At 59.3% G+C, this 25,105-nt stretch carries 16 protein-coding genes and 1 tRNA gene; 8 read left to right on the top strand and 9 right to left on the bottom strand.

Annotated elements, in window-relative coordinates; translation table 11 throughout:
- The first annotated feature begins 641 nt into the window (after positions 1 to 641).
- The 3 genes from BLQ12_RS15710 to BLQ12_RS15700 all read left to right on the top strand — a co-directional run bounded on the left by BLQ12_RS15710 (position 642) and on the right by BLQ12_RS15700 (position 5,163).
- Complete coding sequence (locus BLQ12_RS15710) at positions 642 to 2,336, top strand: L-lactate permease (protein ID WP_092211737.1); 1,695 nt, start codon at positions 642 to 644, stop codon at positions 2,334 to 2,336.
- 145 nt (positions 2,337 to 2,481) lie between these two features.
- Complete coding sequence (locus BLQ12_RS15705; RefSeq protein ID WP_175469854.1) at positions 2,482 to 3,864, top strand: FAD-binding oxidoreductase; 1,383 nt, start codon at positions 2,482 to 2,484, stop codon at positions 3,862 to 3,864.
- Between the two features lie 3 nt (positions 3,865 to 3,867).
- Positions 3,868 to 5,163 (top strand): (Fe-S)-binding protein, encoded by a 1,296-nt coding sequence (locus BLQ12_RS15700; RefSeq protein WP_092211735.1) that lies wholly within the window; start codon positions 3,868 to 3,870, stop codon positions 5,161 to 5,163.
- A gap of 325 nt (positions 5,164 to 5,488) precedes the next feature.
- Here the strand turns inward: BLQ12_RS15700 and BLQ12_RS15695 are convergent, their stop codons facing one another.
- Positions 5,489 to 6,769, bottom strand: a complete 1,281-nt coding sequence (locus BLQ12_RS15695; protein WP_092211733.1) for an HD domain-containing phosphohydrolase — start codon at positions 6,767 to 6,769, stop codon at positions 5,489 to 5,491.
- 204 nt (positions 6,770 to 6,973) lie between these two features.
- Positions 6,974 to 7,996, bottom strand: coding sequence for a tRNA dihydrouridine synthase (locus BLQ12_RS15690; RefSeq protein WP_092211731.1), 1,023 nt, complete (start codon positions 7,994 to 7,996; stop codon positions 6,974 to 6,976).
- 454 nt (positions 7,997 to 8,450) lie between these two features.
- Between BLQ12_RS15690 and BLQ12_RS15685 the strand changes: the two genes are divergently transcribed.
- The 5 genes from BLQ12_RS15685 to BLQ12_RS15665 all read left to right on the top strand — a co-directional run bounded on the left by BLQ12_RS15685 (position 8,451) and on the right by BLQ12_RS15665 (position 13,150).
- Positions 8,451 to 9,272, top strand: a complete 822-nt coding sequence (locus tag BLQ12_RS15685) for a crotonase/enoyl-CoA hydratase family protein (RefSeq protein ID WP_092211729.1) — start codon at positions 8,451 to 8,453, stop codon at positions 9,270 to 9,272.
- 126 nt (positions 9,273 to 9,398) lie between these two features.
- Positions 9,399 to 10,733, top strand: a complete 1,335-nt coding sequence (rimO, locus tag BLQ12_RS15680) for a 30S ribosomal protein S12 methylthiotransferase RimO (protein WP_092211727.1) — start codon at positions 9,399 to 9,401, stop codon at positions 10,731 to 10,733.
- Entirely contained in the window at positions 10,730 to 11,710 is a 981-nt protein-coding gene (locus BLQ12_RS15675; RefSeq protein ID WP_092211725.1) for a polyprenyl synthetase family protein, read from the top strand. The genes rimO and BLQ12_RS15675 overlap by 4 nt, the downstream gene beginning before the upstream one ends.
- 16 nt (positions 11,711 to 11,726) lie before the next feature.
- Entirely contained in the window at positions 11,727 to 12,932 is a 1,206-nt protein-coding gene (locus BLQ12_RS15670; protein WP_092211723.1) for a hypothetical protein, read from the top strand.
- Positions 12,933 to 13,074: 142 nt separating this feature from the next.
- Positions 13,075 to 13,150 (top strand) — tRNA-Val (locus BLQ12_RS15665).
- Positions 13,151 to 13,195: 45 nt separating this feature from the next.
- On the opposite strand, the gene BLQ12_RS15660 is transcribed toward BLQ12_RS15665, so the two are convergent.
- The 7 genes from BLQ12_RS15660 to BLQ12_RS15630 form a co-directional block, all read right to left on the bottom strand.
- The gene (locus BLQ12_RS15660; protein WP_092211721.1) at positions 13,196 to 13,777 is read right to left on the bottom strand and encodes a GyrI-like domain-containing protein; all 582 of its coding nucleotides are present in this window, start codon (positions 13,775 to 13,777) and stop codon (positions 13,196 to 13,198) included.
- Positions 13,778 to 14,273: 496 nt separating this feature from the next.
- A complete protein-coding gene (locus BLQ12_RS15655) occupies positions 14,274 to 15,038 on the bottom strand; it encodes a hypothetical protein (RefSeq protein WP_092211719.1) in 765 nt (254 codons plus the stop codon).
- Positions 15,039 to 15,579: 541 nt separating this feature from the next.
- Positions 15,580 to 17,745, bottom strand: coding sequence for an SF1B family DNA helicase RecD2 (recD2, locus tag BLQ12_RS15650; protein ID WP_092211811.1), 2,166 nt, complete (start codon positions 17,743 to 17,745; stop codon positions 15,580 to 15,582).
- 723 nt (positions 17,746 to 18,468) lie between these two features.
- The gene (locus tag BLQ12_RS15645) at positions 18,469 to 20,526 is read right to left on the bottom strand and encodes an SbcC/MukB-like Walker B domain-containing protein (protein ID WP_092211717.1); all 2,058 of its coding nucleotides are present in this window, start codon (positions 20,524 to 20,526) and stop codon (positions 18,469 to 18,471) included.
- Positions 20,510 to 21,928, bottom strand: a complete 1,419-nt coding sequence (locus tag BLQ12_RS15640) for an AAA family ATPase (RefSeq protein WP_092211715.1) — start codon at positions 21,926 to 21,928, stop codon at positions 20,510 to 20,512. Before BLQ12_RS15640 ends, BLQ12_RS15645 begins: the two co-directional genes overlap by 17 nt.
- A complete protein-coding gene (locus tag BLQ12_RS15635; protein WP_092211713.1) occupies positions 21,925 to 23,136 on the bottom strand; it encodes an exonuclease SbcCD subunit D C-terminal domain-containing protein in 1,212 nt (403 codons plus the stop codon). Before BLQ12_RS15635 ends, BLQ12_RS15640 begins: the two co-directional genes overlap by 4 nt.
- 188 nt (positions 23,137 to 23,324) lie before the next feature.
- Positions 23,325 to 24,986, bottom strand: coding sequence for a methyl-accepting chemotaxis protein (locus BLQ12_RS15630; protein ID WP_092211711.1), 1,662 nt, complete (start codon positions 24,984 to 24,986; stop codon positions 23,325 to 23,327).
- Positions 24,987 to 25,105: the final 119 nt, after the last annotated feature.

Genomic DNA, 25,105 nt, shown 5'->3' with positions numbered 1-25,105 from the left:
AGGGTGCGCATGTCCCCCTGTCAACCCGTGAGGTTCCTTTTCACCTTACACCACCCCGAATGGGGCGGGAAGGGCGCGGTTCCTCATTCCGAACGAAGTCTTTAAAAAAGGACCCGATCTTAGGGCCTCCCGCAGCCGGTGCCCGGAAGGCCCGGTGCCCTCACGTGCTGGATCGTAATGGGACGGGCAACCCCTGTAAAACCAGATGATTGATACTTTTTTCGTGCCCCCTGCGCAGCCATGGGCAGGGACGGAGGCATGGCACACAGGCACAGGGGGGCTGTGTGTACACGTCCTTTTTTCCGAACCAGCCCAAGTGTCGAAAACCCCGGAGATTGGTCAGACCGGTTTGTTTTTTGGGAAAGGGCGGGGCGTTTTTGGGGGGAACACCGTTACACCCACGGGACGATATTCAACTGCCGACCACGGCTAACATCGCGCCGGATAAGGCGAAAAAAAAAAGCACGGGGCTCAGGCACGGAAATTGTAATCTCCCCAAAGCAGCGTTTTGTGGTTCTATCTGCATTCCTTTCTTACTGAATAGTGCCGGACCGGCATGTAGGCGGGTGAACGTGGGTACCAAACATGCCCTGTAATTTCAGGGTTCATCGCACTCAAATCTAAAGTTAGGGGGATTTGAAATGTCGTTAGGAGTATTAGCACTCATTGCCTTTATTCCCATTGCTATCGTACTGATCTTTATGGTTGGTATGAAATGGCCTGCCACCAAGGCGATGCCTTTAGCCTGGGCCGCCTGTGCCCTCATCGCCATGATCATCTGGAAAATGCCGGCTGGCTTCGTTGCGGCTTCGACCCTTGCGGGTTTTGGAAGTGCCGTTAACGTGTTGATTATCGTCTTCGGTGCCATCATTATCCTGTACACCATGCAGGTCAGTGGGGCCATGGAGACGATCAGTTACGGGTTTCTGGGGATCTCCCGGGACCGGCGAATCCAGACCATCATCATTGCGTTTACCTTTGGTGCCTTTATCGAAGGCGCCGCAGGTTTCGGCACGCCGGCAGCCATCGCGGCCCCTTTGCTGCTGGGGCTGGGTTTCCCCGCCTTGGCGGCGGTGTGTGTGTGTCTGATTTTTAACTCTGTTCCCGTGACCTTTGGTGCCGTCGGTACCCCGGTCTGGTTCGGTTTTAAGACCCTTCGGACCCCCATTGAAAAAGTGCTGGCCGACGGATCCGTCGAAACCGGTTTCGCCACCTTTGATGAGTTCCTCAAGCACGTGGGCCAGTGGGCCGCCATCACCCACGCCATTATCGCCTGCTTCCTTCTTGTCTTCGTCATCTGCTTTTTGACCCGTTTTTTCGGCAAGAACAAGAAATGGAGTGAAGGCCTGGGCGCCTGGAAGTTTGCTCTCTTCACCGCCGTTACCTTCGACGTTGTGTACCTCTCCACAGCCTTTCTGGTGGGCGTTGAGTTCCCCTCTCTTATCGGTGGCCTCGTAAGCCTCGGTATCGTTGTGACCGCTGCTAAAAAAGGGCTCTTCATGCCTGAAGAGATCTGGGATTTTGGTGAGCGCGCTTCCTGGGACAAGGATTGGGTCGGTGAAATCGAGCCCGGTAAAACGGATCTTAAACCCCGCATGAGCCAGCTCATGGCCTGGATGCCCTATGTTCTTATTGCCGTGATCCTGGTGCTTACCCGTTTAAGTTCCCTGCCCTTTAAGGGGTGGGTCACCTCGTGGGTGATCAGCTTTCCCCATATCCTGGGGTATGAAAGCGTCAATTTCGCCACCAAGCTCCTTTACCTGCCCGGTACGATTCCTTTCATGCTGGTGGCCCTCATCACCATCGCTCTCCACAAAATTCCTGCAGACAAAGCCATCGGTGCATGGAAAGAGAGCTTTATCCGTATGAAAAACCCCACCATCGCCATGCTTTTTGCTGTGGCCATGGTGGAGATCATGAAGCAGTCCGGTCACAACGTCATGGGCTACAGCTCCTTGCCTTTGACCATGGCAGAGGCTGTGGCGTCCATTACCGGGAAGACATGGCCCATGTTTGCATCGTACGTCGGTGCTCTGGGGTCTTTTATCACCGGCTCCTGTACTGTTTCCGACCTTCTCTTTGCCGATTTCCAGTATGGCCTGGCCACCACCATCGGTGCCAGCCGTGAGATCGTTGTCGCCCTTCAGGGCGTGGGCGGTGCCATGGGGAACATGATCTGTGTCCACAACGTGGTTGCGGTTTCCGCCACCGTAGGTCTGGTGGGCATGGAAGGCACCATCATCCGACGCACCATGATTCCGCTGGTGCTCTACGGCATCATGGCAGGGACAATAGGCAGCCTCTTCTGCTACGTTCTGTTCCCCGGGGTCTTCTAAACCGGCGGCACAGCATTCATAAAAAGAGAACAACAAGGGGGACCCCACCAGGCTTGGTCCGGCAGGGTCCCCCTTTTCATGTTCGGACCTGAATTGTGAGATAAAAACCGATAAGAAACATAACGAACCTGTGGGAGGGGGCTATATGATTTCCGGGAATTTGAAAAAAGAGTTCGAGGCCCTGTTGGGTGAGAAGAACGTGATGAGTGACGAAGTCACTCGCATGAATTACGCATACGATGCCGCCGTGCTGGATCCTGTCATGCCCGCGCTGGTCCTCAGGCCCGAGTCCAGCGAGCAGCTGGGCAGTGCCATCCGCCTGTGCGGCGAAAACGGCATCCCCGTCACCGTGCGCGGTGCCGGAACCAACCTGTCCGGGGGGACCATCCCCTTGAAAAACGGCGTGGTGATCCTGACCAACGCCATGAACAAGATCATCGAGATCAACGAGGCGGACATGTACGCCATTGTCCAGCCCGGCGTGGTCACCGCGGATTTTGCTGCCGCCGTTGCCGCCAGGGGACTCTTTTATCCCCCGGACCCCGGCAGCCAGAAGGTCTCCACCCTGGCGGGGAACGTGGCGGAAAACGCAGGGGGCCTGCGCGGCCTCAAATACGGCGTTACCAAAGATTACCTCATGGGCATGGATTTTTTTGATGCCGGAGGCAACCTGGTCAAGACCGGTTCCAAGACCGTGAAGTGTGTCACCGGATACAATGTGGGGGGCCTCATGGTCGCCTCCGAGGGGACCCTGGGGGTCTTTAACGAGATCACCTTGAAGCTCGTGCCTCCCCCCAGCGCTTCCAAATCCATGATGGCCGTCTACGACAGCGTGGCCGATGCCACAGAGTCTGTGGCCGCCATCATCGCCGCCAAGATTGTGCCGTGTACCCTGGAGTTCATGGACAACTTCACCATCCGTGCCGTGGAGGACTACGCCAAGGCGGGACTGCCCACCGAGGCCCAGGCCCTGCTGCTTATTGAGGTGGACGGTCACGCAGGCCAGGTGGCCGATGACGCCGCCAAGGTGGAGGAGATCTGCAAGCAGCACAACGCCAGCCGCATCCAGGTGGCCAAGGACGAAGCGGAGAAGAACAAGGTGTGGGAAGCCCGAAGAGCGGCCCTCTCCGCCCTGGCCAAGCTCAAGCCCACCCTGGTCCTTGAAGACGCCACCGTGCCTCGCAGCAAGGTTCCCGAGATGGTGCGGGGCCTGGACACCGTGGCCGCAAAATACAACCTTTCCATCGGCACCTTCGGCCACGCCGGGGACGGCAACCTGCATCCCACCATCTTATGTGATCGCCGAAACGAGAAAGAGTGGCACAAGGTGGAGTCCGCCATCGAGGATATTTTCGATCTGGCCCTGAAGATGGGGGGCACCCTCTCCGGGGAGCACGGCATCGGCATTGCCAAGGCCGGTTTTATGGCCCGGGAGGTGGGGGAGAGATCCCTCACCTATTTCCACAAGATCAAGCAGGCGGTGGATCCGAAAGGGATTCTCAACCCCGGCAAGGTGATAGGAGATTAACCCATGAAAGACATAGCCAATCTCCGGACCTCCCTTGCCGAACTGGACGACCTGCTGGTGACCTGTATGCGCTGCGGGATGTGCCAGTCCGTGTGTCCCGTGTTCAAGGACTCCATGCTGGAAGGGGACGTGGCCAGGGGCAAGCTGGCCTTGATCGACAGCCTGGCCAAGCGGATGATCGACAGCCCCGTGGAGGTCAAGGATCGTTTGGAGAAATGCCTCCTGTGCGGCTCCTGCGAGGCCAATTGTCCCAGCGGGGTGAAGATCACCGATATCTTTATCAAGGCCCGCGCCATCCTGACGGGGTATATCGGCCTTTCTCCCATGAAGAAGGCGATCTTCAGAAGGACCCTGGTCCATCCGAGGCTCTTTTCCGGCCTCCTGTCCATGGGCTCGAAGTTCCAGGGGATCATGACCAGCCAGGCCGATCCCTTCCTGGGGACCTCCTGCTCCAAGATCATGTCCCCCCTCATCGGGGACCGTCACTTCATGCCCCTTGCCAAGCGGCCTTTCCGCAAGGACTACTCGGGCATGGACACGGGTAAGGGCACCGCGAACATCCGCGTGGCCTTCTACCCGGGCTGCGTGGTGGACAAGATGCTCCCCCAGGTGGGCCATGCCGTGATCAAGGTGCTGGAACACCACGGTTGCGGGATCTACCTGCCCAAGAATCAGGGCTGCTGCGGGATCCCCACCCTGGCCTCCGGTGACGAGGAGAGTTTCTTAAAGCTCCTCAAGCACAACCTGAAACCCTTTTCCAGCGGCAACTACGACGTGCTGGTCACCCCCTGCGCCACCTGCACCTCCACCATCAAGAAGCTCTGGCCCAAGATGGCGGCCAAGATCTCCCCTGAGGCGGAGAAAAAGGCCGAGCGCATCGCCAACCGCACCATGGATATCAGCGAGTTCCTCGTCAAACACTTTGACGTGGACCTTGCGGCGCAGGCCGGCAAGGGAACGACCAAAACCGTCACCTGGCACGACCCCTGCCACCTGAAAAAGTCCATCGGTGTCTCGGAAGAACCCCGGGCCATCCTCAAAGGCCTGCCCGGCTACGAGTTTGTGGAGATGAACGAAGCCGACACCTGCTGCGGCAACGGCGGCAGCTTCAACCTGGCCCACTACGACACCTCCAGCCGCATCGGCGGCCGCAAGCGGGAGAATATCCTCGCCACCGGTGCCGACGTGGTCACCACCGGGTGCCCCGCCTGCATGATGCAGATGACGGACATGCTCTCCCAAGGCCACGACCACGTGGCCGTCAAACACGTCATCGAACTCTACGCCGACGCCCTGTAGGCCTTAACAAAAGACGTCACCACCGGCTTTGTGCCGGATAGAAAAACCCCCGCTCCTGTCAACACAAGGGCGGGGGTTTTTTGTTGGTGGCAAAAAAAAAAGGAAAAAATCGCCTCCGGCGGGCAGGGGATAAATCCCCTTCACCCCAGGTTCGGGAATGCTCTCGGGCCTTCGTTCCTCAGGCCCATCGCATTCCCTGGCGGGCTTCGCCCGCAAAGAACGCCATTGTGATTTGCCCTGAGGAACGAAGGGCGAAGCGCAATGGCAATCAGCTTTCGAGGTGGCTCACCTCGCCGCCGGAGGCATGGCTTTTGTTTTTTCTGGCCTAGGCCACCTGGTGTTCGGCGAGGACGGCGTCGGTGAAGTGTTCGGTGTAGAAGCGCATGGATTCGAGCTGTGTGGCTTTGACTTGTTGGGAGATCTCTTTGGCGTGGTCGCCCAAAAGGCTCACCACCCTGGGCTCGATTTTGCCATTGTCCGCCTGGTTTTTCAGGATGCCCAGGGCTTTGTCCAGGGGCATGCCGGCGCGGTAGGGGCGGTCTTCGGTGAGGGCGGTGAAGATATCGGCCACGGCCATGATGCGGGCGCCGGTGTTGATCTTTTCGGCCCTCACGCGGAAGGGGTAGCCGGTGCCGTCGAGTTTTTCGTGGTGGAAGGCCGCCCATTCGGCCACCCGCTCCAGGCGATCGATGGAGTTGAGTACCTCGTAGGTAAAATAGGTGTGCTGCTTCATCACCTGAAACTCTTCCCGGGTGAGTTTGCCCGGCTTTTCCAGGATGGCGTTGGGGATGATGAGCTTGCCCAGGTCGTGGAAGTGGCCTGCCAGGCGCATGAGCCTCACTTCGGTCTCCATGTAGCCGAAGTGTTCGGTGAGAAGGGCGGCACACTCGGCCACGCCCGCGGAGTGGGTGGCGGTGAAGGGGGACCGGAAGTCGATGAGTTTCTGTATGACCCGGGCAATGGAGGCGATGTCTTCAAAGGGGGTCTCGATGGACCGCAAGGGGCCGTTTCTTAGCAGAAGCCCGTAGAGTCGTGTGGAGGAGAGGTCCAGCCAGAATTCTTCCCGGTCCGAGGTGCGGATGAAGAGCTCGACGACGTCCGGGTGAAAGACGGTGTGCTCCATGGTACGGATCTGTGTGGTGATGACCTCCATCTGGCTGAGGATGAAGGCGTCGCGTCGGATCAGCCGTTCCACCCAGTCCGCCAGGTGAAGGATCTGGGCGTCGAGGACGTCCGGGTCGCCGATGGGGGCTTCGCAGTCGCTCCAGTTCCGGTGGTGGTGTCGGATAAGGGGCGCGGCAGGCGCCAGCAGGGGCACGGACTGGAAAAGTACCTCTCCCCTGAGGCAGTGGGCCAGGATGTCCGATTCCTCAAAGGTGTGGAGCCGTATTTTGTCCTTGGGCGTCATGGCCCCGATGTCGTGGAGAAGGGCCGCCATGTAGAGCCGCTTGATACGTTCCTTGGACAATTTGGCAGTTTTTCCCAACTGCCAGACGATGTAGGCGCAGCGCATCTGGTGGCAGGCGATGCTCGGATTGGCAAGGTCGATGGCGTCGGACAGGGAGAGAAAGACGTTGTTTAAGTCAACGTAGATTTCACGCAACATGGGGTAAGGCTCCAGGCAGTTCCCCAAAAAGGGGGTTGGTTATCAGCGAATACCTTTTTTATCGGATCACCCTGCCCGGGGCTGAACGTTTTTCCTTAATTTTTCGTCGATCCTCAGGTGAAAATAGCGGTTTGTGAGCATTGCCCACCTGCACAGGCTTCGTATCTTCAGGGCCAAAGACACGCAAGCCTGTGTGAAATGTATTTACCCTGTAAAGAGGTTGAGATTGGGGGTGGAGGCCAGGTCCAGGGGTTCGGCAAAGGTCTGATGGACGTTTTCCCTCAGGCCGTCCAGGGTATCGGCGTAGGCGAGCTGTTTGAATACGGGGTGACCGAATTTGAAGTTGGCGGCAAAGTAGAGGACGAATTTCTTGAACAGGCGCACGGCGTAGCCGGCATCGAAGGCCTCTTCCACCAGGTCGAGGAAGCGCAGGGCCACCTGGGGGTAGATCTCGGGGCCGAAGGTTTTTCCTTCCAGCATTTCGGCAAAGACAAAGGGGCGGGCGATGGCGATGCGCCCCAGGGAGACCCCGTCGCAGCCGGTGGTATCGACCATGCGGGCAAGGTCCGCCGGGGTGAAGACGTTGCCGTTGCCGAAGACGGGGATGGCAACGCTTTCTTTCACGGCCTTTATGTGCTGCCACTTGGGCGGACGACTGCGGCGGTCCGGGGAGACCCTGGGGTGAAAGACCAGGGCGTCGGCACCGGCGTCTTCAAATCGCCTTGCCATGTCTGCTGCAAAGACGGGGTCGTCTGTCCAGCCCGTGCGGTACTTGACGAACAGGGGCAGGGTGGTGGCGTTGCGGACCTCCCGGACGATGGCTTCGGCCCGGTCGGGATCCCTGAGGACGGCGGCGCCGCTCTCTTTTTTGCAGATACCGGCCACGGAGCAGCCGAAGTTGATGTCCACTCCGAAAAGACCCTCTTTTTCGATGCGCTCGGCGGCAAGGGCCATATCCAGGGGGGCGGCACCCACGATCTGCATGACAAGGCGTTTTGCCTCTTGGTCCCGCCAGCGGAACATGGGGGAGATGAGCCGGTTTTCTCCGGGCAGGGCCCTGGCGCTGCACATCTCCGAGAAGAAGAGGCCGCAGCTGCCGAACTCGTCGATGATCTGCCGCATGGCCACGTGGCCGAGACCGGCCAGGGGGGCCAGGAAGAGGCGGTTGGGGATCTCTTTGCCCCCGATGGTGATGGGGGTTTTTATGGTTTCAGGTATGGTGGTCATAGCTCGTGTTGCCGTGTGGCGACGTCTCTCTTTATTGGGGTTATGGTCAACGCATGCCTCCGGCGGCCCTGCCGGGGGCCAAACTTTTGAAAAGTTTGATAAACAGGTTAAAAAAAACGTTTGTTCGGCTCCTCATTTTTTCAAAAGACGATCCACTGGCGGCACACGCATCTCACCGGGATGTCGTCGTACCATCCTTGTCAGGGAGCATCGGCCCTCTCCACGGGCGCAGCCCGTAAGTGAATGTGACCCCCCGAGGTACGGGGGGAGGAGCATTCGCGAACCTTAGCATATTCGAGGGTGTGCGGGAAGATGGATGCCGATTGATCTTGGTTAGATAGTGTACTATAGTGGCGGGATACCTTCGACCTTCGTTTGGCATGAGTGGATACGACTCTGGTGATATAGATACGTGAAGATTCTGGTGTAACGACAGAGAAGGAGCAAGGAAGAGATGAGTGAAAGCAAGTACTATCTGGTGGAAAAAAAAGGCCATGTGGCCTGGGTATGGTTTAACAGGGCGGACAAGAAGAACGCCATGAACCAGGACGCCTGGATGGATTCCCCGGCTGTTTTCAAGGAGCTGGACGAGGACCCCGAGGTCCGCGTTATTGTGGTGGCCGGCAAGGGGGACGCCTTCTGCGCCGGCATCGACCTGATCGGTATGGTGGGGTCCATGCCCGAGCTCATGGAAAATGAGCAGAAGGGTGGCCTCAAGTGGAAGCTTCTCAAGAAGATCTACCCCCTCCAGGAGACCATGAGCGCCATGGAGAAGTGCCGCAAGCCCGTCATCGCGGCCATTCATGGCTTTTGTATCGGTGCCGGCCTCGACTTTGTGACCGCCTGTGACATTCGTCTCTGCACGGAGGACGCCACCTTCTGTCTCAAGGAGACCGCCATCGGTTTTGTGGCCGACGTGGGCGTTCTCCAGCGCCTGCCCTTTATCGTGGGCCAGGGGGTGACCCGGGAGATGGCCTATACCGCCAAAACCATCGACTCCCGCCGCGCCCTGGACGTCAATCTGGTCAACGAGGTGTTTGAGGATGCCGACGCCCTGTTTGCAGGGGCCCAGGCCATGGCCGACGGCATTGCCGCCAACCCGCCCATTGCGGTTCAGGCCTCCAAGGACGTTCTCAACCACGGCACCGAAGCCTCCGTGGCCGATGGGCTCAAGTACGTGGCCTCCATCAGTTCCAACATCATTCCGTCGCACGATTTGATAGAAGCCTTTACCGCCTTTGCGGAAAAACGAAAACCGGTTTTTACGGGCAACTAGCCCACACGGCATGCCGCCGGACTTACAGGCGGTCCCCGTCCGTCCTTTCCAGGGAAGGAGAGAGCGGACGGGTGACCCGACGTGTTTCCGGGACGGCCATTGCCTCAGGAGTTTTTTTTAGATCCCATGAACATTTACCTGGTCAGCTTGGGTTGCGCGCGCAACCTCGTCGACAGCGAAGTGATGCTGGGCCACCTCACAGAGGCCCGTTGCACCATCATCGATTCACCGGAAGAGGCGGATGTCATCATCATCAACACCTGCAGCTTCATTACGTCCGCCGTGGACGAATCCATCGACACCATCCTGGAGATGGCGGAGTACAAAGCCAAGGGAACCTGCCGCTACCTGGTGGTGGCGGGCTGCCTTCCCCAGCGGTTCAAGGAAGACGCCATTCCCGAGCTTCCCGAGGTGGACCTGTTCATCGGCACCGGCGGCTACGAGCGCATTGCCGAAGAGATCAACCGGCTCATGGCCGTGGACGGGCGCGTGGGAAAGGCCACCTGCCTGTTTCCCGATCCCAACAGCACCTCACCGGCCCGTACCCATTCGCCGCGCATCACCACCACAGGGGCCCTGGCCTACCTCAAGATCGCCGAAGGCTGCAGCAGGCACTGCACCTACTGCATCATTCCCAGCCTCAGGGGGCGGTACCGCAGCCGGTCCGTTGCAGACATCACGGCCGAAGCCGGGCGCCTTCTGGACGCGGGCGTTCAGGAGCTGAACCTCGTGGCCGAGAGCACCACCGATTACGGGGAAGACTTAGGGGAACCCGGCAAGCTCGCCGAGGTTCTGGAGGTCCTCTCCGACCAGGCCCCCGGCAAGTGGATCCGTTTTCTCTACGCCTTTCCCGACACCCTGGATGACGCCACCATCAAGCTGGCCGCAGACAAAGAGAACGTCTGTGCCTACTTTGACATCCCCATTCAGCACGCCTCGGACCCCATCATCAAGAAGATGGGGCGCCACTACACCCAGGCGGATTTGAAGGCCCTTTTTACCCGGCTTCGCGAGGAGGTTCCGGGCGTGGCCCTGCGCACCACGGTGATCGTGGGGTTTCCCGGGGAGACGGAAGAGGATTTTCAGTCCCTTCTGGATTTTATCACCGAGGTGGAGTTCGACCACCTGGGTGTCTTTACCTATTCCGATTCCGAAGAGCAGGCCTCCCACGCCCTGCCCGGCCACGTGGACGAAGAGATCGCCCAGGTGCGCCAGGACACCATCATGGCCGCCCAGGAGGAGATCTCGGCCCGGCGGAACATGGCGCGGGTGGGCATGGTCACCAAGGTGCTCATCGAGGAGAACCCCGAAGAGGGCGTTTTCATCGGCCGCACCTTTTTCCAGGCCCCGGAAGTGGACGGCATGACCTTTGTCTACGGTGAAGGGCTTACCATCGGCGCCTTTGTCGACGTCCGCATCACGGACGCCATTGTCTACGATTTGTCAGGAGAAGTGGTATGAGTGATTTGAAGGCGAGGATTTTGGGCGAGGTGGCCGCAGAGCTCTCTTCCATCGAAGCCGCATTGAAAGAGAATTTGAACCCCTGGGCCGAACTGGCCGGGGAGGTGGCGGGCCACCTTCTGTTCTCCGGGGGGAAACGCCTTCGCCCCTTGCTGATGATCCTTGCCGCACGGGCCTGCGGGTCCGATCGGCAGGACCTTGCCCGTTATTCCGTGCTCTTTGAGTACCTCCACGCCGCCACCCTCATCCACGACGATCTGGTGGACGAGGCGGTGATGCGCCGGGGCAAGCCCGCCGCCCACGGGGTGTACGGAGCCCCCGAGGCGGTCCTCACCGGGGATTTTATCCTCGCCCGCTGCCTCACCCTGACGGCCGAGACCCGCAATTTTGCCATCATCGATGAGATCTGCGGGATCACCGAGGCCATGAGCCAGGGAGAGATCCAGCAGCTGTACAACAAGGGCCGCATGGACCTCACCGAGGCCGAGTACCTGGATGTCATCGAACGCAAGACCGCTGTGCTCCTTAAAGGGGCCTGCGTGACGGGCGCTCACCTGGCCGGTCAGCCCGACGAGGTGGTGGACGCCCTGGGGCGCTACGGCTGGCACATTGGCATGGCCTTTCAGATGGCCGACGACCTGTTGGACTACACCGCCGACCTGGCCAGCCTGGGGAAGGAGCCGGGGGCGGATCTTCGGGAGGGCAAACTCACCCTGCCCGTTATTTATGCCCTCTCCAAGGCTTCCAACGGAGAGAAAGAGCGCATGGAGGCCATCATGGCCGACCCCGATTTCACGGTGGAGGCGTTTTCCGAGCTGGTCTCCCTGCTTACAGAGCTTGACGGCATCGGATACACAGAGCGTTGCGCCCATGATCATGTGGGGCTCGCCAAGGACGCTTTGGCCGGGCTTCCCCACAGCCGGGAAAAAGAGCTGTTGCTTCTCGTGGGGGACTACAGCCTGGGACGTAAATCATAAACGATGGAGCATGCTGATGCATAAACGGATCTTTTCATGGACGATGATGATGCTTCTGGCCCTCTCCCTGACGCGTCCCTGCACCCTGCGTGCGGAGACAGGGGAGTCTCTCAAGGTGTTTCTCGCTTTGGGCAAGGGCGTGATATCCCGCAGCAACATTCCTGACGCCAAGGACAAGGCGGTGAAAGAGGGCCTGAATACCGCCGTGGAAGAGGCGCTGTTTTATATCCTCTCGGACAGGGCCGTTGCCGCACACTTTGAGGCCGTGACCGAGATTCTCACGGAGACTCCTGCAACCTACATCGACGGGTACAAGGTGGTGGCGGAGCGGCGCTTCGGCAGCTATTACCATGTGGCCGTGGAGGCCTCCGTGGCCATGGACCGCCTGGAAGAGCGGCTGACCTCCTCGGGCATTGTCCTTGAGGGCAGCGACAAGCCCAAGTTGCTGTTTCTGGTCTCCGAAAAGCTTCCGGACAGCACCACCTTTGATTACTGGTGGGGCCCCGGCATGTCCTATATCGCCACGGTCTCCGACGAGGCCATCGCAGGGACCATGGCCAAGCGCGGATTTGAGGTGCTTCCCCATCGGGCGATTATTGATGACGCGGCGCCTTTGGGGCCGGATGGACTGGTTCATCGGGATGAAGCCCTGCGCATCGGTGCTGCCTTCGGCGCCGACGTGGTGGTGGTGGGAAGGGCCTGGACCGAGCCTTCCGGAAATATCATGGGAGATGAGCGGTCTTTCAGGGCTTCCGTTGAGCTTGAAGGGTTTGTTGTGGGCACGGACCGGGCCACCGACGGGGTCCTGAGGGCGAGCGTGGCCGTGGGCACCGATCCCGGCAAGGTCAGTACGCGGGCCATGACAGACGCTGCCCGGGATGCCGGTCGGGATCTGTCTGCCCTTATCGTCGATGCCATGAAGGAGAAGAAGAGCCGTACCACCATGATCGAGGTGGTGGTGGAAGGGACCAATTTTTTCGAAAACTTCACCCAGCTTTCCCGTGAGATGGAAGGGCTCAAAGGGGTGATTTCGGTAAGGCCCCGGGAGCGCCGCATCGAACGCGCCGTGATGGTGGTGAACTTTACCGGGGAGGGCAAGCTGCTTGCCGAACAGCTTCTGTCCCGGACTTACAAAGGGTTTTCCATCACCCTCTCCGAGGTCTCCAGGGATCACATCAAGGTGGACATGGTGGCCGGAGGGAAAAACACCTTCATGCAGTAGGGGCATATCTCCCTTTGCCGAAGAGGGGTTAGGGGAGACAGCGCCAGGGGCGGTCGGTTTTTCGGGCGCCTCGGTATTTTTCCCCTTGACACTGCCGGCCCTTCGCTGCTAAATGTATCTTGTTTTTACAGGTAACACCTGAAGGCGCGTAGCTCAGTTGGTAGAGCGCTACCCCGACACGGTAGAAGTCATCAGTTCAAGTCTGATCGTGCCTACCACGCATATTAAAGGGATCCAGTTTACTGGATCCCTTTTTTTATTGCCTAAGGCAGTTCAGCCCGCCAGAGGGCATCGAGCACCTCCCCTCCCATGGGCCGGGTCACCACGTACCGGATCTCTCCTTTGGATATATCGTAAATCTCCATGACCGGCCCCAACTGCTCGGGGTGGTTTTTAAACCATGCATTGATTTTGGGGTAGACCCTCAAGGTCCCTAGGACCACGGAAAGTTTTCCCTTGTAGGGGAAGGTGACCACGGGAAGGGTCGCACCGGGCAGGCTGCCCACCAGGTAGTTCGTCCTGAGCTCTCCCCATTTTTCCGAACTCTCTTCAGGCAGGATGCATCCTGCCAGGGAGCGCAGGTTTTTAACCGCTACTTTTCTCGGGTTGTCGTAGTACAGCCCCACTCCCTTTGTGGTGGAGATGCCTTCTTCACCAAGCTCCACGTATAGTTCATTCATGGCACGGCCGCTCTGGCGGTAATTGCCCGTCTGTTTTTTATAGGCAAAGCTGAAGGGGGATATCGTCTGCTCGGAGAAGGTGACTTTTGCAAAGAGGCCGTACCAGGAGAGGATGGCGACAATGGCGGCCAGGGCGATGAGCGTTACGGAGAGTATCGGTTTCATCCGTTTTTCCTCATTGTGGGTGGATGGGGCCCGGCTGTCGGGCCTTAACCCGTTGTGCCGGTGAGGTTTCGCACCCGCCTTTTATTCCTGATTCCATTGAAAGCAGATGCAAATATCCTTTATCACAACATCTAGGTGGGGACCAGTAAAACAACAGGCCGCCCAAAAAGGAAGCCTTCTATGGGTAATCCGGGGGAAACCCCGTCTTCGGCGGCAAGGTGGGACATCTTGAAACCCTGCGGCGAATGCATAAAGGTTGTCGTTATTCAGGTGGTTACGTGGGTATTCGCGTGATGTGTGACACTCGGCAACCGTTTATGCAGGAGAGACCCCTTTTATTCTTCTGGGAATTTTATGAGGTTTTTTTGCCCGAACAACCTTACGGGCGTAGCCCGTCAGCAAATGTGACGTCCCTGAGGAACGAAGGGACGGAGCCTTTGCGAATTTGGGGTCCAGGGGATTTATTCCCTGGCCGCCGGAGGCTTTCCCCTATTTTTTATTCAGCCGTGATGACCACCAGGCCGCCGTGGCTGTATCCGTAGGGTTTAAGGAGGCCTCCGTAGTCGCTGGCGATGCCGTCGGCAAACCGGGCCAGGGAGACCTCGTAGGGGGTGGGCTGGTCGGGATCCACGTCCAGCATAAGGACGGTCTGGGCCTCGGGGTTCCAGCGGCCCACCGGCGATATATGGGGGATGGTGAGTACCGGCAGGAAGGCCCCCTGGTCGAAGTGGGCGATGAGGTAGAGGCCGGGGGTGTTGGCAAACCGATCCAGGAGGGTTCCGGCCCGTGCCATGCGTGTTTCCAGGGTCTCTTCCGGGTAAAAGGGCACCACCTCAGTGAGGGCGTGGATGCCGTGGTAGGTAAGGGCCGCAGGTACCACCTCCCCCAGCACTTCCAGGGGAAGCCCCCGGCGGCCTTCCCATCCCTCCGGTGAGAGACGTTCTTTCCAACGCCCGGCACGAATCGTCTCCAGAAGATCCATCTGGTTTTCGACCCGTGGCCTTTCTCCTGGGCCCATGGCATTGAGAACGCAGGCCACGGCCGCCGCCGAACAGGAAGACTCGGTGACCTGGGGCGTGCGGGTGGCAAGGAGACGGGTGAACCGGGCATCCTTATCTCCGAGCGCCTTCAGTTCCGTGGGGGACAGGTGGTGAGGAGCTTCCCCGTGGGGGCCCTTTTTCCGTATGCGCAAAAAGAACACCCGGAGTCTGAGCAGGCTTCTGAGGGCGTGTCGGAAGAGGGTAAAAAAAATGGGGTTCATGGTCAGCCTTTCAAAGTCATCCCTAAGCGAATGTGATTTTCCCCGAGGAACGAAGGGGAAAGCGCATTCGCAACCAGCTTTCGAGGTAGCACACCTCGCCGCCGAAGGCAGCCAAGTTAAAGCTGCCTCCGGCGGCCCTGCCGGGGGCTAAACGTTTAAAAAGTTTAATAAACAGGCTTTAAAAAGCAAAATCAGGCCAATCAAAATCAAAAGCGAATGTGATTTTCCCTGAGGAACGAAGGGGAAAGCGCATTCGCAACCAGCTTTCGAGGTAGCACACCTCGCCGCCGAAGGCAGCCAAGTTAAAGCTGCCTCCGGCGGCCCTGCCGGGGGCTAAACTTTTAAAAAGTTTAATAAACAGGCTTTAAAAACAGATTCAGGCCAATCAAAATCAAAGGCGAATGTGATTTTCCCCGAGGAACGAGGGGGAAAGCGCATTGGCAACCTGCTCTCGAGGTGGCACACCCCGCCGCCGGAGGCATTGCTTTTGTTTTTTCAGAGCCCTCTGTGGCTGACCCGATTTTAACCATAGAAGGAATTGTTATCCGCCCATCTGAAGCAGCTCCGTCAAGCGGGTAAAGCGCTTGATGGTCTTGTTGGTACGGACGGCGATGGCCAGGGCCTTGTAGGATCCCACGAGGACCACGAGCTCTTTGCCCCGGGTGATGCCGGTATAGATGAGGTTTCGCTGGAGCATGATCTGATGCTGGGTGGAGACGGGGATGACAACGGCCGGGTACTCCGATCCCTGGGATTTGTGGATGGAGACGGCGTAGGCCAGGGTGATCTCGTCCAGTTCGGCGGCTTCGTAAGAGACCTGGTTGTCGTCGAACCGTGCGGTGACGCGCTTTGCGGCCGGGTCTGCGTCGACGACGCGGCCGATGTCTCCGTTGAAGACGTCTTTGTCGTAGTTGTTTTTAAGCTGCATCACCTTGTCCCCCATGCGGAACTTGAACCCGGTCTCTTCCTGGGCACCCGGGGGCCTGGGGTTGAGGGTGTCCTGAAGGAGCTGGTTGAGGCGCTCGCCTCCCAGAGAGCCCCGGTGCATGGGGGTGAGGAGCTGAATATCTTCCATGGGATTCAGGTTGAAGCGCCGCGGGATCCGCCGGGCCACAAGCTCTACGATGGTGCGGGCCACGGCCTCGGGGTCGTTTCTCTCGATGATGAAAAAATCCCCCCCCGGCTCCCGGCTTCCGGAAAAGGGTTTCTCCCCTTTGTTGATGCGGTGGGCGTTGACCACGATGAGGCTTTTTTCCGCCTGCCGGAAGATCTCCGTCAGGGTGGTGACCGGGATGCATTTGGAGGCGATGATGTCCCTGAGTACGTTGCCGGGTCCCACGGGGGGGAGCTGGTGGACGTCCCCCACCAAGATGAGGGTGGCGGTGTCGGGTACGGCCTTGAGCAGGTTGAACATCAGGGGCACGTCGATCATGGAGGCCTCGTCCACGACGAGGACGTCACAGGAGAGAGGGTTTTCCCGGTTTCTCTGAAACCCCCCTTTTTGAAAGCTGAATTCGAGGAGCCGGTGGATGGTCTTGGCGGGAAATCCCGTGGACTCGGTCATGCGCTTGGCCGCGCGCCCGGTGGGGGCGGCCAGGAGCATCCGGGCTCCGGCCTTGTGGTAGATTTTCAGGATGGCTTTTATGATGGTGGTCTTGCCCGTGCCCGGGCCGCCGGTGATGACCATGGCCTTGGCGGTGAGGGCCCCCTGCACCGCCTCCCGCTGGCGGGGGGCAAGCCGGATGGAGAGGCGTTTTTCCATGGCGGCCACCTCCCCTTGGGGATCCTCGAATACCGGAAATTTTGTTCCCCGTGCCACCTGGGCGAGGGTGTTGGCGATGCCCCGCTCCGAGTGAAAGAGCCAGGGCAGGTAGACGGCCTCTCCGATGTCGGGGTTGTCCACCTTTTTGGTGATCACCTTTTCGTGTTCGGCAAGGTGGGCGATGCCCTGACCGATGGGCTCGGCAGGGAGCTGGAGAAGCTCCACGGCTTTTTGCATCAGCTGGTCTGCGGGCAGGAAAAGATGGCCTTCGTCCGTGGCGTGGGAGAGTACATAGAGAAGCCCTGCATGGATCCTCTGGGGGGCGTCCATGGCAAATCCGGTGGAGCGCGCGATGCGGTCCGCCGTGAGAAACCCGATGCCCGCCACCTCCGTGGCCAGGGCGTAGGGGTTCCTCGTCACAACAGACACTGCCTTTTTCCCGAAGGCCTTCACGATTCGGGTGGCAAAGGCCGATCCCACCCCGTGGGAGTGGAGAAACACCATCACCTGGCGCACGTCCATCTGCTCTTCCCAGCCGGTGAGGATCTGCTCGGCCTTTTTTTTGCCGATGCCCTCCACGTCCAGAAGCTTTTCCGGTTCCTTGTCGATGACCTCCAGGGTCTTGGTCCCAAAAGCCGCCACAAGCCTTTCGGCCATCTTCGGCCCGATGCCGTGGATTGCCTTGGAAGACAGGTATTTCTCGATGCCATGGGACGTCACCGGCAGGGCCGTGGAGAAAGTGTCCACCTTGAACTGCAACCCATACTGGGAATGGGATTCAAACCGCCCCAACGCTTCAATAAAGGTGCCGTCCGGTGGCCCCATGAGCGGGCCCACCATGGTCACTTCACCACGCCCCTTCACCTTTACCCTGGCAATGGTAAACCCCGTCTCTTCACTGGTAAACGTGGTGCGAACAATCTCTCCACAAAGGGTTTCGGTCATGATGAAAAGCAGCCTCCGGCGGCCAAGGGCTGAGCCCTTGGAACCCAGGTTCGGGAATGCTCTTTCGCCCTCGTTCCTCAGGCTCATTACATTCCCTAACGGGCTTCGCCCGTGGTTGTTGGTGGATTTGGATCGTTATCCGTTATGCTTCAATAGACCATATAGTCGGCGGAATGCCAATATTCAAGGGAAGAGGAAAATGAAAAGTTACTATTCAGCTTACCTCCGACGGGTCGCTTTTTGAAAAAAGCTCCGCAAAAACTTTCCGGTTGCATCGCCTTTTGCCGTAGGTTCGTCGAATATTTTCGGGAAGGTCCACGTCGTTTGTAAGGCCTGTATATCAAACTTGTCAAAGGCTTGTCTCCCGGCAGGGCCACCGGAGGCAAACATGAAAGATCGACCGAAACGGAGCGCCGCACTCCGGTGCGGCATTTAGTCCGTCGTTACCCGTGCCGCACAGGAGTGCGGCGCTCCAGGGGCAAGGGTGTTCGGGGGGTGGTGTAAATACGCCGATGGTCCGAATGATGATCAGGGCCACGTTTGTTTGAAAGGCGGATGTGATTTGACCCGAGGAATCCGCCTGCGCCCGTGTCTATTACGAACATACCACGGGCACCGCCCGTCAGCGGATGGGATCGGCCTGAGGAACGAAGGGCGGGAGCATTCGCGACCCTGGGGTCCAGGGGATTTATCCCTTGGCCGCCGGAGGCTTTTTTTGCTCTGTTAGCCATCCACAATCTCCAACGTTGCGTGGCCGTCGGCTGTGCGGGTCACTTCGATCTGGGTTCCCAGGCGGTTTTTGAGGAGTTCCACGTGGGAGATGACGCCGATGGTGCGGCTTGACAGGCGCAGGTTTTCCAGGGCGGCCAGGGCCGTGTCCAGGGTGTCGGAGTCGAGGCTTCCGAACCCTTCGTCGATGAAGAGGCTTTCGATGCGGGTTTTCCGGCCTGCCATTTCCGAGAGCCCCAGGGCGAGGGCGAGGCTCACGAGAAAGGACTCGCCGCCGGAGAGGCTCTTGGTGGGGCGCACGGCGTTCGCCTGGTAACGGTCGATGATTTCGAGTTCCAGGTCTTCCCCCGGGATTCGCTGGATCTCGTAACGGGGGTTCAAGGTGACGAGGTGCCGGTTGGCCAGGCCCACCAGCTGGGCCAGGGTGAGGCCCTGGGCAAAGGTGGAAAACTTGCTGCCGTTGGAGGAGCCGATGAGGTCTTTCAGAACCAGCCAGGGGCGGGCTTCGGCTTCCAGGGTTTTTATGCTTGCGAGCTGATCGGCCTGGTCGCTACGGGCTTTTTTGTCTGCGGCAAGGGCGGCGCCTATTTCGCCCGTGCGTTTCAACAGGTTGTCCCGTTCTTTTTCTTTTTCCTGCTTGAGCCGGATGAGTTCTGCGGCCTCTTCGTCTGTGGGCGTTTTTTCATCGGCGAGTCGGGCGAGGGCCTCTTCGGTCTGGCGGGTCAGGGCCTCCAGGCGGACTTTCTGGGTTTCGAGGCGCTGGCTTTCGGCTTGGAGGCCTGCCAGGGCTTGTTCCTCCAGCAGCGCCGACTCCAGGGCTTCAATGTCCGCAAATCCTCGTTTTATAGCATTGGCGGTCAGTTCCACGTGAAACGCTTCACGTGTTTTTTCACCGCCGGCCAGCTCATTTTCGGTGGCAGAGATTCGCGTGGCAAGGACAGAAAGGGCGGAAAGGGCTTTGTCACAGAGGGCGCGCCGTGCGGGCTCTGCCAGGAGGGTGTCGGGCACCTCAGGGGGCTCAATTTCGATGTCACTGAAGGGGGCGCTTTTATCGGTCCATTCGGTGCGTTCTGTGTCAATGCGGGTGATGTGATCGGCAAGGGTGGCAAGGCCTGCCTCGGTGGTGGCCAGTGTATGCCGGGCTGTTGTCAGTTTTTCCACCTTTGAGCGCCAGGTTGCGGCCCGGCTTTCCAGGGATGCAAGGGCTTTGGATGCGTCTTCGGTGGATGCTGCCGAGAGCTCCCACGGGGCCAGGGCCTGCCCAAAGGCGGTTAGGGCCTGGTGGGTGTCCTCTTTGAGGCGCGCCTGGTGAGTGTTTTGTTCCTTAAGCCGGGAGGTGGTGTCGGAAAGGGAGTTGTTCAGCTGAACGAGCCGGGCTGCACAGGCCTCGCTGCGTCCGCGGGCTGCGATGCACGTTTTTTCGGCTGCGTTGAGCTTGGCCTCCAGGGCTTCGATGCTGCTGATCTGACGGCCGATGGATTCGAGCTCGTCCTTGTTTTTGGATGCCAGTTCGGCAAGGCCCGGCCGGTCACCAATGGTCATTTCGATTTTCTGTTCAGAGGTGATGCGGGAGAAGGTTTCGGCTGTCTCTTTGGCTTTCTTCTCCTGGCCTTTGAGCTGCGCATCAAGGCCGGTGAGGGTGGCGGTTGCGGCGGTGATTTTTTTTTCACAGCCCCGTTCTTTTTTCTCCAGGGCGACCACCGCTTTTTTCTGCGTCTTGCAGGCGGCTTCGGTGTCCGAGGGTTTCAGGAGGTCTTTGTCAGCAAAGGGATGGTCTGTGGCCCCGCACAAGGGGCACGCCTCTCCGGGTACGAGCTGGGCCCTTTTCTCCTCCAGGCTGGCTATCACGGCGGCCTGGGTATGCAGCAGCTCTTTATCGGAAAGGATCCTTCGTTCGGTCTCCAGGGATTTGCACAGTTCGGTAGCTTCAGCGTCCAGGCGTTTTTTTTCGGTCTCCTGTTCTGATCGCTTTGCCTTTAGCGCGTCTTGTTCCGCACGGAGGGTGAGGTGGGCGTCGGTGAGGCGGGTGAGCTCTTCAAGGAGACTGCGCATCCCTTCTGCCGTCTCCTTCTTTCTGATCCATTCGGTTTTGGGCTTGAGGGCCGCAAGATCTGCGGTGAGTTTTTTTACGGAACTCTCTTTTTCGGTCAGTTCTTTTTTTTAATTGGGCTTCATCGGCATTGGCCTGGGCGACCTCTTTTTGGAGGCGATCCATGCTTTGTCGGGTAAGGGCCGCTGCTTTGTCCGCTTCTATCAGCCCCTGGGCCATGGACCGAATCTCTTCGGCGTTACCGCGCAGCCTGGAAAGCGCGTTTTCAATGGACTCATCGCTGCTGTGGGCGCCTTGCCATGCTTCAATGGTGGCTATGTCAACCGTGAGGGCCTCTTTTTGAGCGAGGCCTTTGCCTCTCCTGGCCTCAATTGCGCGAATTTGTTTTGTGCAGGCCGCAACCGCCGATGCAAAGGCCGTGGCCGTATCGTTTCGGGCGTTGGTGTGATTTGTTTGAAGTTGTGCCAGCTGGTTTTTGAGGGCGGTCAGGGTTATATTTTTTGACGCCCAGATTTTCAGGTCCCCGGCAAGGGGCGCAGCCGCCTGGTGGCGTTCCAGCTTTTCCCGTTGCGGTTGAAAGCCTGTGTTTTGTTCCTGCCACGTCTTCTGCTCTGTCTGGATGGTCTCTTTTTCTGCCGTTGCCTTTACCCATGCGGTGTGGCACTCCAGTCGGCCGGTGACGGTTCCCAGCTCAGCTTCCAGGGTCTGTTTCAGGCGGGCCTGGGTGTCGTGCTCTTCGGCGAGACTTTTCAGGTCTTCCTCGGAGAGAAGGGAGATGAGGTTGGCTGCGGTTCGGGCGTCTTTGAGGGCCTCCTCTTTTTCCCTTGCCGCTTCGTGGGCCAGGATGCTCAGCTCCGAATAGATCTCGGTACCGGTGATGCGCTCCAGGAGTTCCCCCCGGTCGTTGATCCCGGCGTCGAGGAACTCTTTGAACCGTCCCTGGGCGAGGAGCACGGACCGGAGAAACCGGTGGTAATCGAGGCCCGTGAGCTCGGTGACAGCCTCATCCACCAGCCTGATTTTTGTCTCCAGGACATCGCCGGAGGCGTCGGCCAGCTGGCGCTTGGTCCCCTGGATTCGGCCGTCGGGCTTTTTCCGTGCCCTGGACAGGTCCCACCTGGCCGAATAGATCCCTTTTCCGCATTCAAAGCTCACTTCGGCAAAACATTCTCCGGTGCCGCGGCTCATCATGTTTTCGGGGTTGTTTCGCTTGTTGTCGTCATACCGGGCGGCCTTGCCGAAGAGGGCCAGGGTGATGGCATCCAGGATGGTGGTCTTGCCGGAGCCTGTGGGGCCGGTGATGGCAAAAATGCCCGCCTCGGCCAGGGAGCCGTGGGAAAAGTCGATGTCAAAGCGGCCTTTCAGGGAGTTGAGATTCTGGAAGGCAAGGTGGAGGATTTTCATTTTTCCGCCTCCTGGGCCAGGGTGAGAAGATGGGCGAAACACTGGCCCAGGGTGTCGGCGGGTACGTCGCCTTCATAGGCTTCCAGGCGGCGTTGAAAGACCTCTTCGGGTTTCAACTCGCTGATGGAGACATCCCCCGGGGAAAGTTCCGCGGCGGGGCGGTGCGAGGTATCGAGGCCCACCTTGAGGACTTCTGCGCCGTGTTCCCCTGCCAGGGTTCTCAGCTCTTCGTTGAGGGTGGTGGAGGGAAGGCTCCCTTCCACGGTGAGTTCCACCCAGGGGGTCATGCCCCCATCACTTGCCTCAAGGTGCGTCAGGTTCTCCTTCAGGGTGTCGGCCTCTCCCTTGAAGCGCAGCAGGGGGCGGAATGTCGGGACGGCGACGGGCTCCTGGGTGAGGGTTCCGCCTGCCGTGTTGATAAGCCGAATTTCCTTGGGGTGGCTTGCTTCGCTGAAGCTCAAGGCCATGGGGCTACCCGAGTACCGGATGGTCTCCTTGCCTCCCACGGCCTGGGGGGTGTGGATGTGGCCCAGGGCCACGTAATCGAAGGCGTCGGGAAAATCTCCGCCTGAGATGCTGCCCAGGTTGCCGATGTGGATGGTGCGCTCCGAATCGGACACGGAAGAGCCCAGGGCCGTAAGGTGCCCGGTGCCGATGACCGGGGTGCCCTTGCTTCTGGCTTGGGCCATTTCTGCGATCTTTGCGTAGGCCGCCCTTATTCCGGCGCGGGTCCGCGCCGACAGCTCGTCAAAGCTCTCGCCCGCCACCGCCTTTCTCACGTCCCGGTCCCTTAGATAGGGGACAGCCGCCACCCACACCCCGGGATCGGTGTCATCCCGCTGGCAGGGCACATGGAAGACCGCCTCTTCGGTGTTGTCGGGCAGGGCGCCCACCACCTTTATATTCAGGGTTTCAAGTATGGTGGCCGGGGCATCCAGGTGGGGGGCCGAGTCGTGGTTGCCCCCGACAATGACGGCAGCACAGGTCCCCAGGGCCCCAAGGCGGGTGAGGAACTGGTAGTACATGCGCTCGGCCTCCCGGGGCGGGTTGGCCGTGTCAAAGATGTCGCCGGACACAATGAGCAGGTCCACCTGGCGGGTTTCGATGGTCTTTAGGAGAAAGCGTAAAAACGCGTCGTGCTCTTCAAAGCGGTCCCGGTCGAAGAAATGCTGGCCAAGGTGCCAGTCCGAGGTGTGGATGATGTTCATGGATGCCTTGCTCCAAATTCAGTGCGGAAAATCCCTGGGGGGTAGGTCTCATCGTTTTGTTGATACCCAGGAGTAGCAGCATGGGGAAGGGGTGTCAAACGCGCAGGAACAGGTGAGGCATCTGTGGGGATTGTCGCCTCCTGCGGCAAGGTGGTTACCTTGCCGCAGTAGGCACCATGCGCCGCGGGTCAGATTCTGAACCGGCCCACCATGGTGGTGAGGTTCTCGCTCATGGCCAGGATGCTGGAGACCCCCTCATCGGAGCGGGCGCAGCTGTCGTTCATGTCTCCTGAGGCGTGGCTCACGTCCTCGATGTCTCTGGCGATGGTGGTGGAGAGGCTGGAGGTGGCGGCAACGTTTTCGTTGATCTCGGACAGGCCGCTTGAGATCTGGGTGACGTTGTCGGCAATGCCCTGGGTGGTCTGGGCCTGGGAATCCACGGAGGAGGCGATTTCCGAGACGATGGCGCTGGTCTTGTCGATGACGCCTGAGATTCCTTCGATGTCGCCGATGGTGGCCTGGGTGGAGGTCTGGATGTTGACGATGGTGTCCCGGATGTCCCGGGTGGCGTCGGCGGTCTGGCGGGCGAGGTCCTTGATCTCGGCGGCTACCACGGCAAACCCTTTGCCGTATTCACCGGCGCGGGCCGCCTCAATGGTGGCGTTCAAGGCCAGCAGGTTGGTCTGCTCGGAGATGTCGGTGATGGCCTCTGTGACCTTGCCGATGGCTTCGGCCTGGGTGCCGAGCTCACCGACGCGTTCGGTGGCGGTGCGGGACTGGGTGACGGCTTCCAGGGTGATTTCACGGGCCTTGTCCGAGCTCTCTGCAATGGTCCGGATGGTGGCTGTCATCTCTTCGGTGGATGCGGCCACGGCCGTGGTGCTGGTGGAGGCCTGCTCCATGGCGGCGGCCACGGAGTCCATGTTGCCCTTCATCTGGTCCGAAGCGGAAGAGACGGCATCGGACTTGGATTTTACCCCGTGGGCTCCTTCTTTGAGGTTTCCGGAGAGGCGGGTGAGCTCTTCGGCTGATCCGTTCAAAGAGGTTGCGTTGTCGGCAATGCGGGCGATCATGCCTTGGAGGTTTTCTATGAACTGGTTCATCCAGTAGGCCAGTTCGCCCACGTCATCTTTGCTGTGGACGGTGAGGCGCTTGGTCAGGTCCCCTTCCCCCTGGGCAATGTCTTTGACCATGGCCACGGTGTCGGAGAGAGGTCCGGTGATGAACTTTCGGATGATGATCAGGTTGAAGAGGATGGTGGCAACCACCACCACGATAAAGAGGGCCAGGTTCATTATCTGCTGGTAACCGGCCTCCTGGCCCACCTCGTGGAGTCGGTTCTGAAGGGCTTCGGAGCGGGATTTTGAGAGGTTGGCAAGGGCTTCGGTGAGGTTTCTGGTTTCATCGGCCAGGGCAAGGGATTGCTGGGCTGCTTCGGTGTCGGTTCCTTCGAAGTCTTCGGCCACCCGGGTGTAGATGGAAAGGGCCTTGGCCGTGAAGGCTTGGATTCGGGCGGCCAGGGCCTGTGCCTCTTCCGCGGCCTCCGGGTCCAGCCCGGCGATGGTGTCGAGGTGTGCAAGGACCTCATCGGCACGCTGTCCCGCTTCGTCCAAAAGTTCGGTGTCCCCGGCCATGACGGCGTCACCGTAGAGTTTGACCTGCCCTTTGAACTGGGCCAGGGTACTCAAGGATTCCATGGCTGCAGGGAACATGGTTTTTGAGACCTGATTCAGCTCCCCCCGCATGGCATAACCGCCGATGAGCCCGACGCCTGTGGTGATGGCGTAGCCTGCCATGAGGATTAAAAGACTGCACCAGATTTTTTTCCCTGTGCTGAGCGACTGCCACATGTGTTCCTCCTTACACTTCTGAAATAATATTCAAGGAATATGGTGTAGGCTCTATTACTTAGCCTCAAAGGGTAATTGAGTTTTTGGCTATATATGTATACCTATAATAATTTACGGCG

The organism is Desulfoluna spongiiphila (assembly GCF_900101345.1).
In the GTDB taxonomy this organism is placed as follows: Bacteria; Desulfobacterota; Desulfobacteria; order Desulfobacterales; family Desulfolunaceae; genus Desulfoluna; species Desulfoluna spongiiphila.
The sequence above is the reverse complement of the archived record's forward strand: the minus strand, read 5'-3'. Positions and strand labels throughout refer to the sequence as shown.

Coding starts and splice junctions, on each gene's coding strand:
- BLQ12_RS15710 (WP_092211737.1), top strand. CDS start 642: ATGTCGTTAGGAGTATTAGCACTCATTGCCTTTATTCCCATTGCTATC.
- BLQ12_RS15705 (WP_175469854.1), top strand. CDS start 2,482: ATGATTTCCGGGAATTTGAAAAAAGAGTTCGAGGCCCTGTTGGGTGAG.
- BLQ12_RS15700 (WP_092211735.1), top strand. CDS start 3,868: ATGAAAGACATAGCCAATCTCCGGACCTCCCTTGCCGAACTGGACGAC.
- BLQ12_RS15695 (WP_092211733.1), bottom strand. CDS start 6,769: ATGTTGCGTGAAATCTACGTTGACTTAAACAACGTCTTTCTCTCCCTG.
- BLQ12_RS15690 (WP_092211731.1), bottom strand. CDS start 7,996: ATGACCACCATACCTGAAACCATAAAAACCCCCATCACCATCGGGGGC.
- BLQ12_RS15685 (WP_092211729.1), top strand. CDS start 8,451: ATGAGTGAAAGCAAGTACTATCTGGTGGAAAAAAAAGGCCATGTGGCC.
- rimO (WP_092211727.1), top strand. CDS start 9,399: ATGAACATTTACCTGGTCAGCTTGGGTTGCGCGCGCAACCTCGTCGAC.
- BLQ12_RS15675 (WP_092211725.1), top strand. CDS start 10,730: ATGAGTGATTTGAAGGCGAGGATTTTGGGCGAGGTGGCCGCAGAGCTC.
- BLQ12_RS15670 (WP_092211723.1), top strand. CDS start 11,727: ATGCATAAACGGATCTTTTCATGGACGATGATGATGCTTCTGGCCCTC.
- BLQ12_RS15660 (WP_092211721.1), bottom strand. CDS start 13,777: ATGAAACCGATACTCTCCGTAACGCTCATCGCCCTGGCCGCCATTGTC.
- BLQ12_RS15655 (WP_092211719.1), bottom strand. CDS start 15,038: ATGAACCCCATTTTTTTTACCCTCTTCCGACACGCCCTCAGAAGCCTG.
- recD2 (WP_092211811.1), bottom strand. CDS start 17,745: ATGACCGAAACCCTTTGTGGAGAGATTGTTCGCACCACGTTTACCAGT.
- BLQ12_RS15645 (WP_092211717.1), bottom strand. CDS start 20,526: ATGCGCAGTCTCCTTGAAGAGCTCACCCGCCTCACCGACGCCCACCTC.
- BLQ12_RS15640 (WP_092211715.1), bottom strand. CDS start 21,928: ATGAAAATCCTCCACCTTGCCTTCCAGAATCTCAACTCCCTGAAAGGC.
- BLQ12_RS15635 (WP_092211713.1), bottom strand. CDS start 23,136: ATGAACATCATCCACACCTCGGACTGGCACCTTGGCCAGCATTTCTTC.
- BLQ12_RS15630 (WP_092211711.1), bottom strand. CDS start 24,986: ATGTGGCAGTCGCTCAGCACAGGGAAAAAAATCTGGTGCAGTCTTTTA.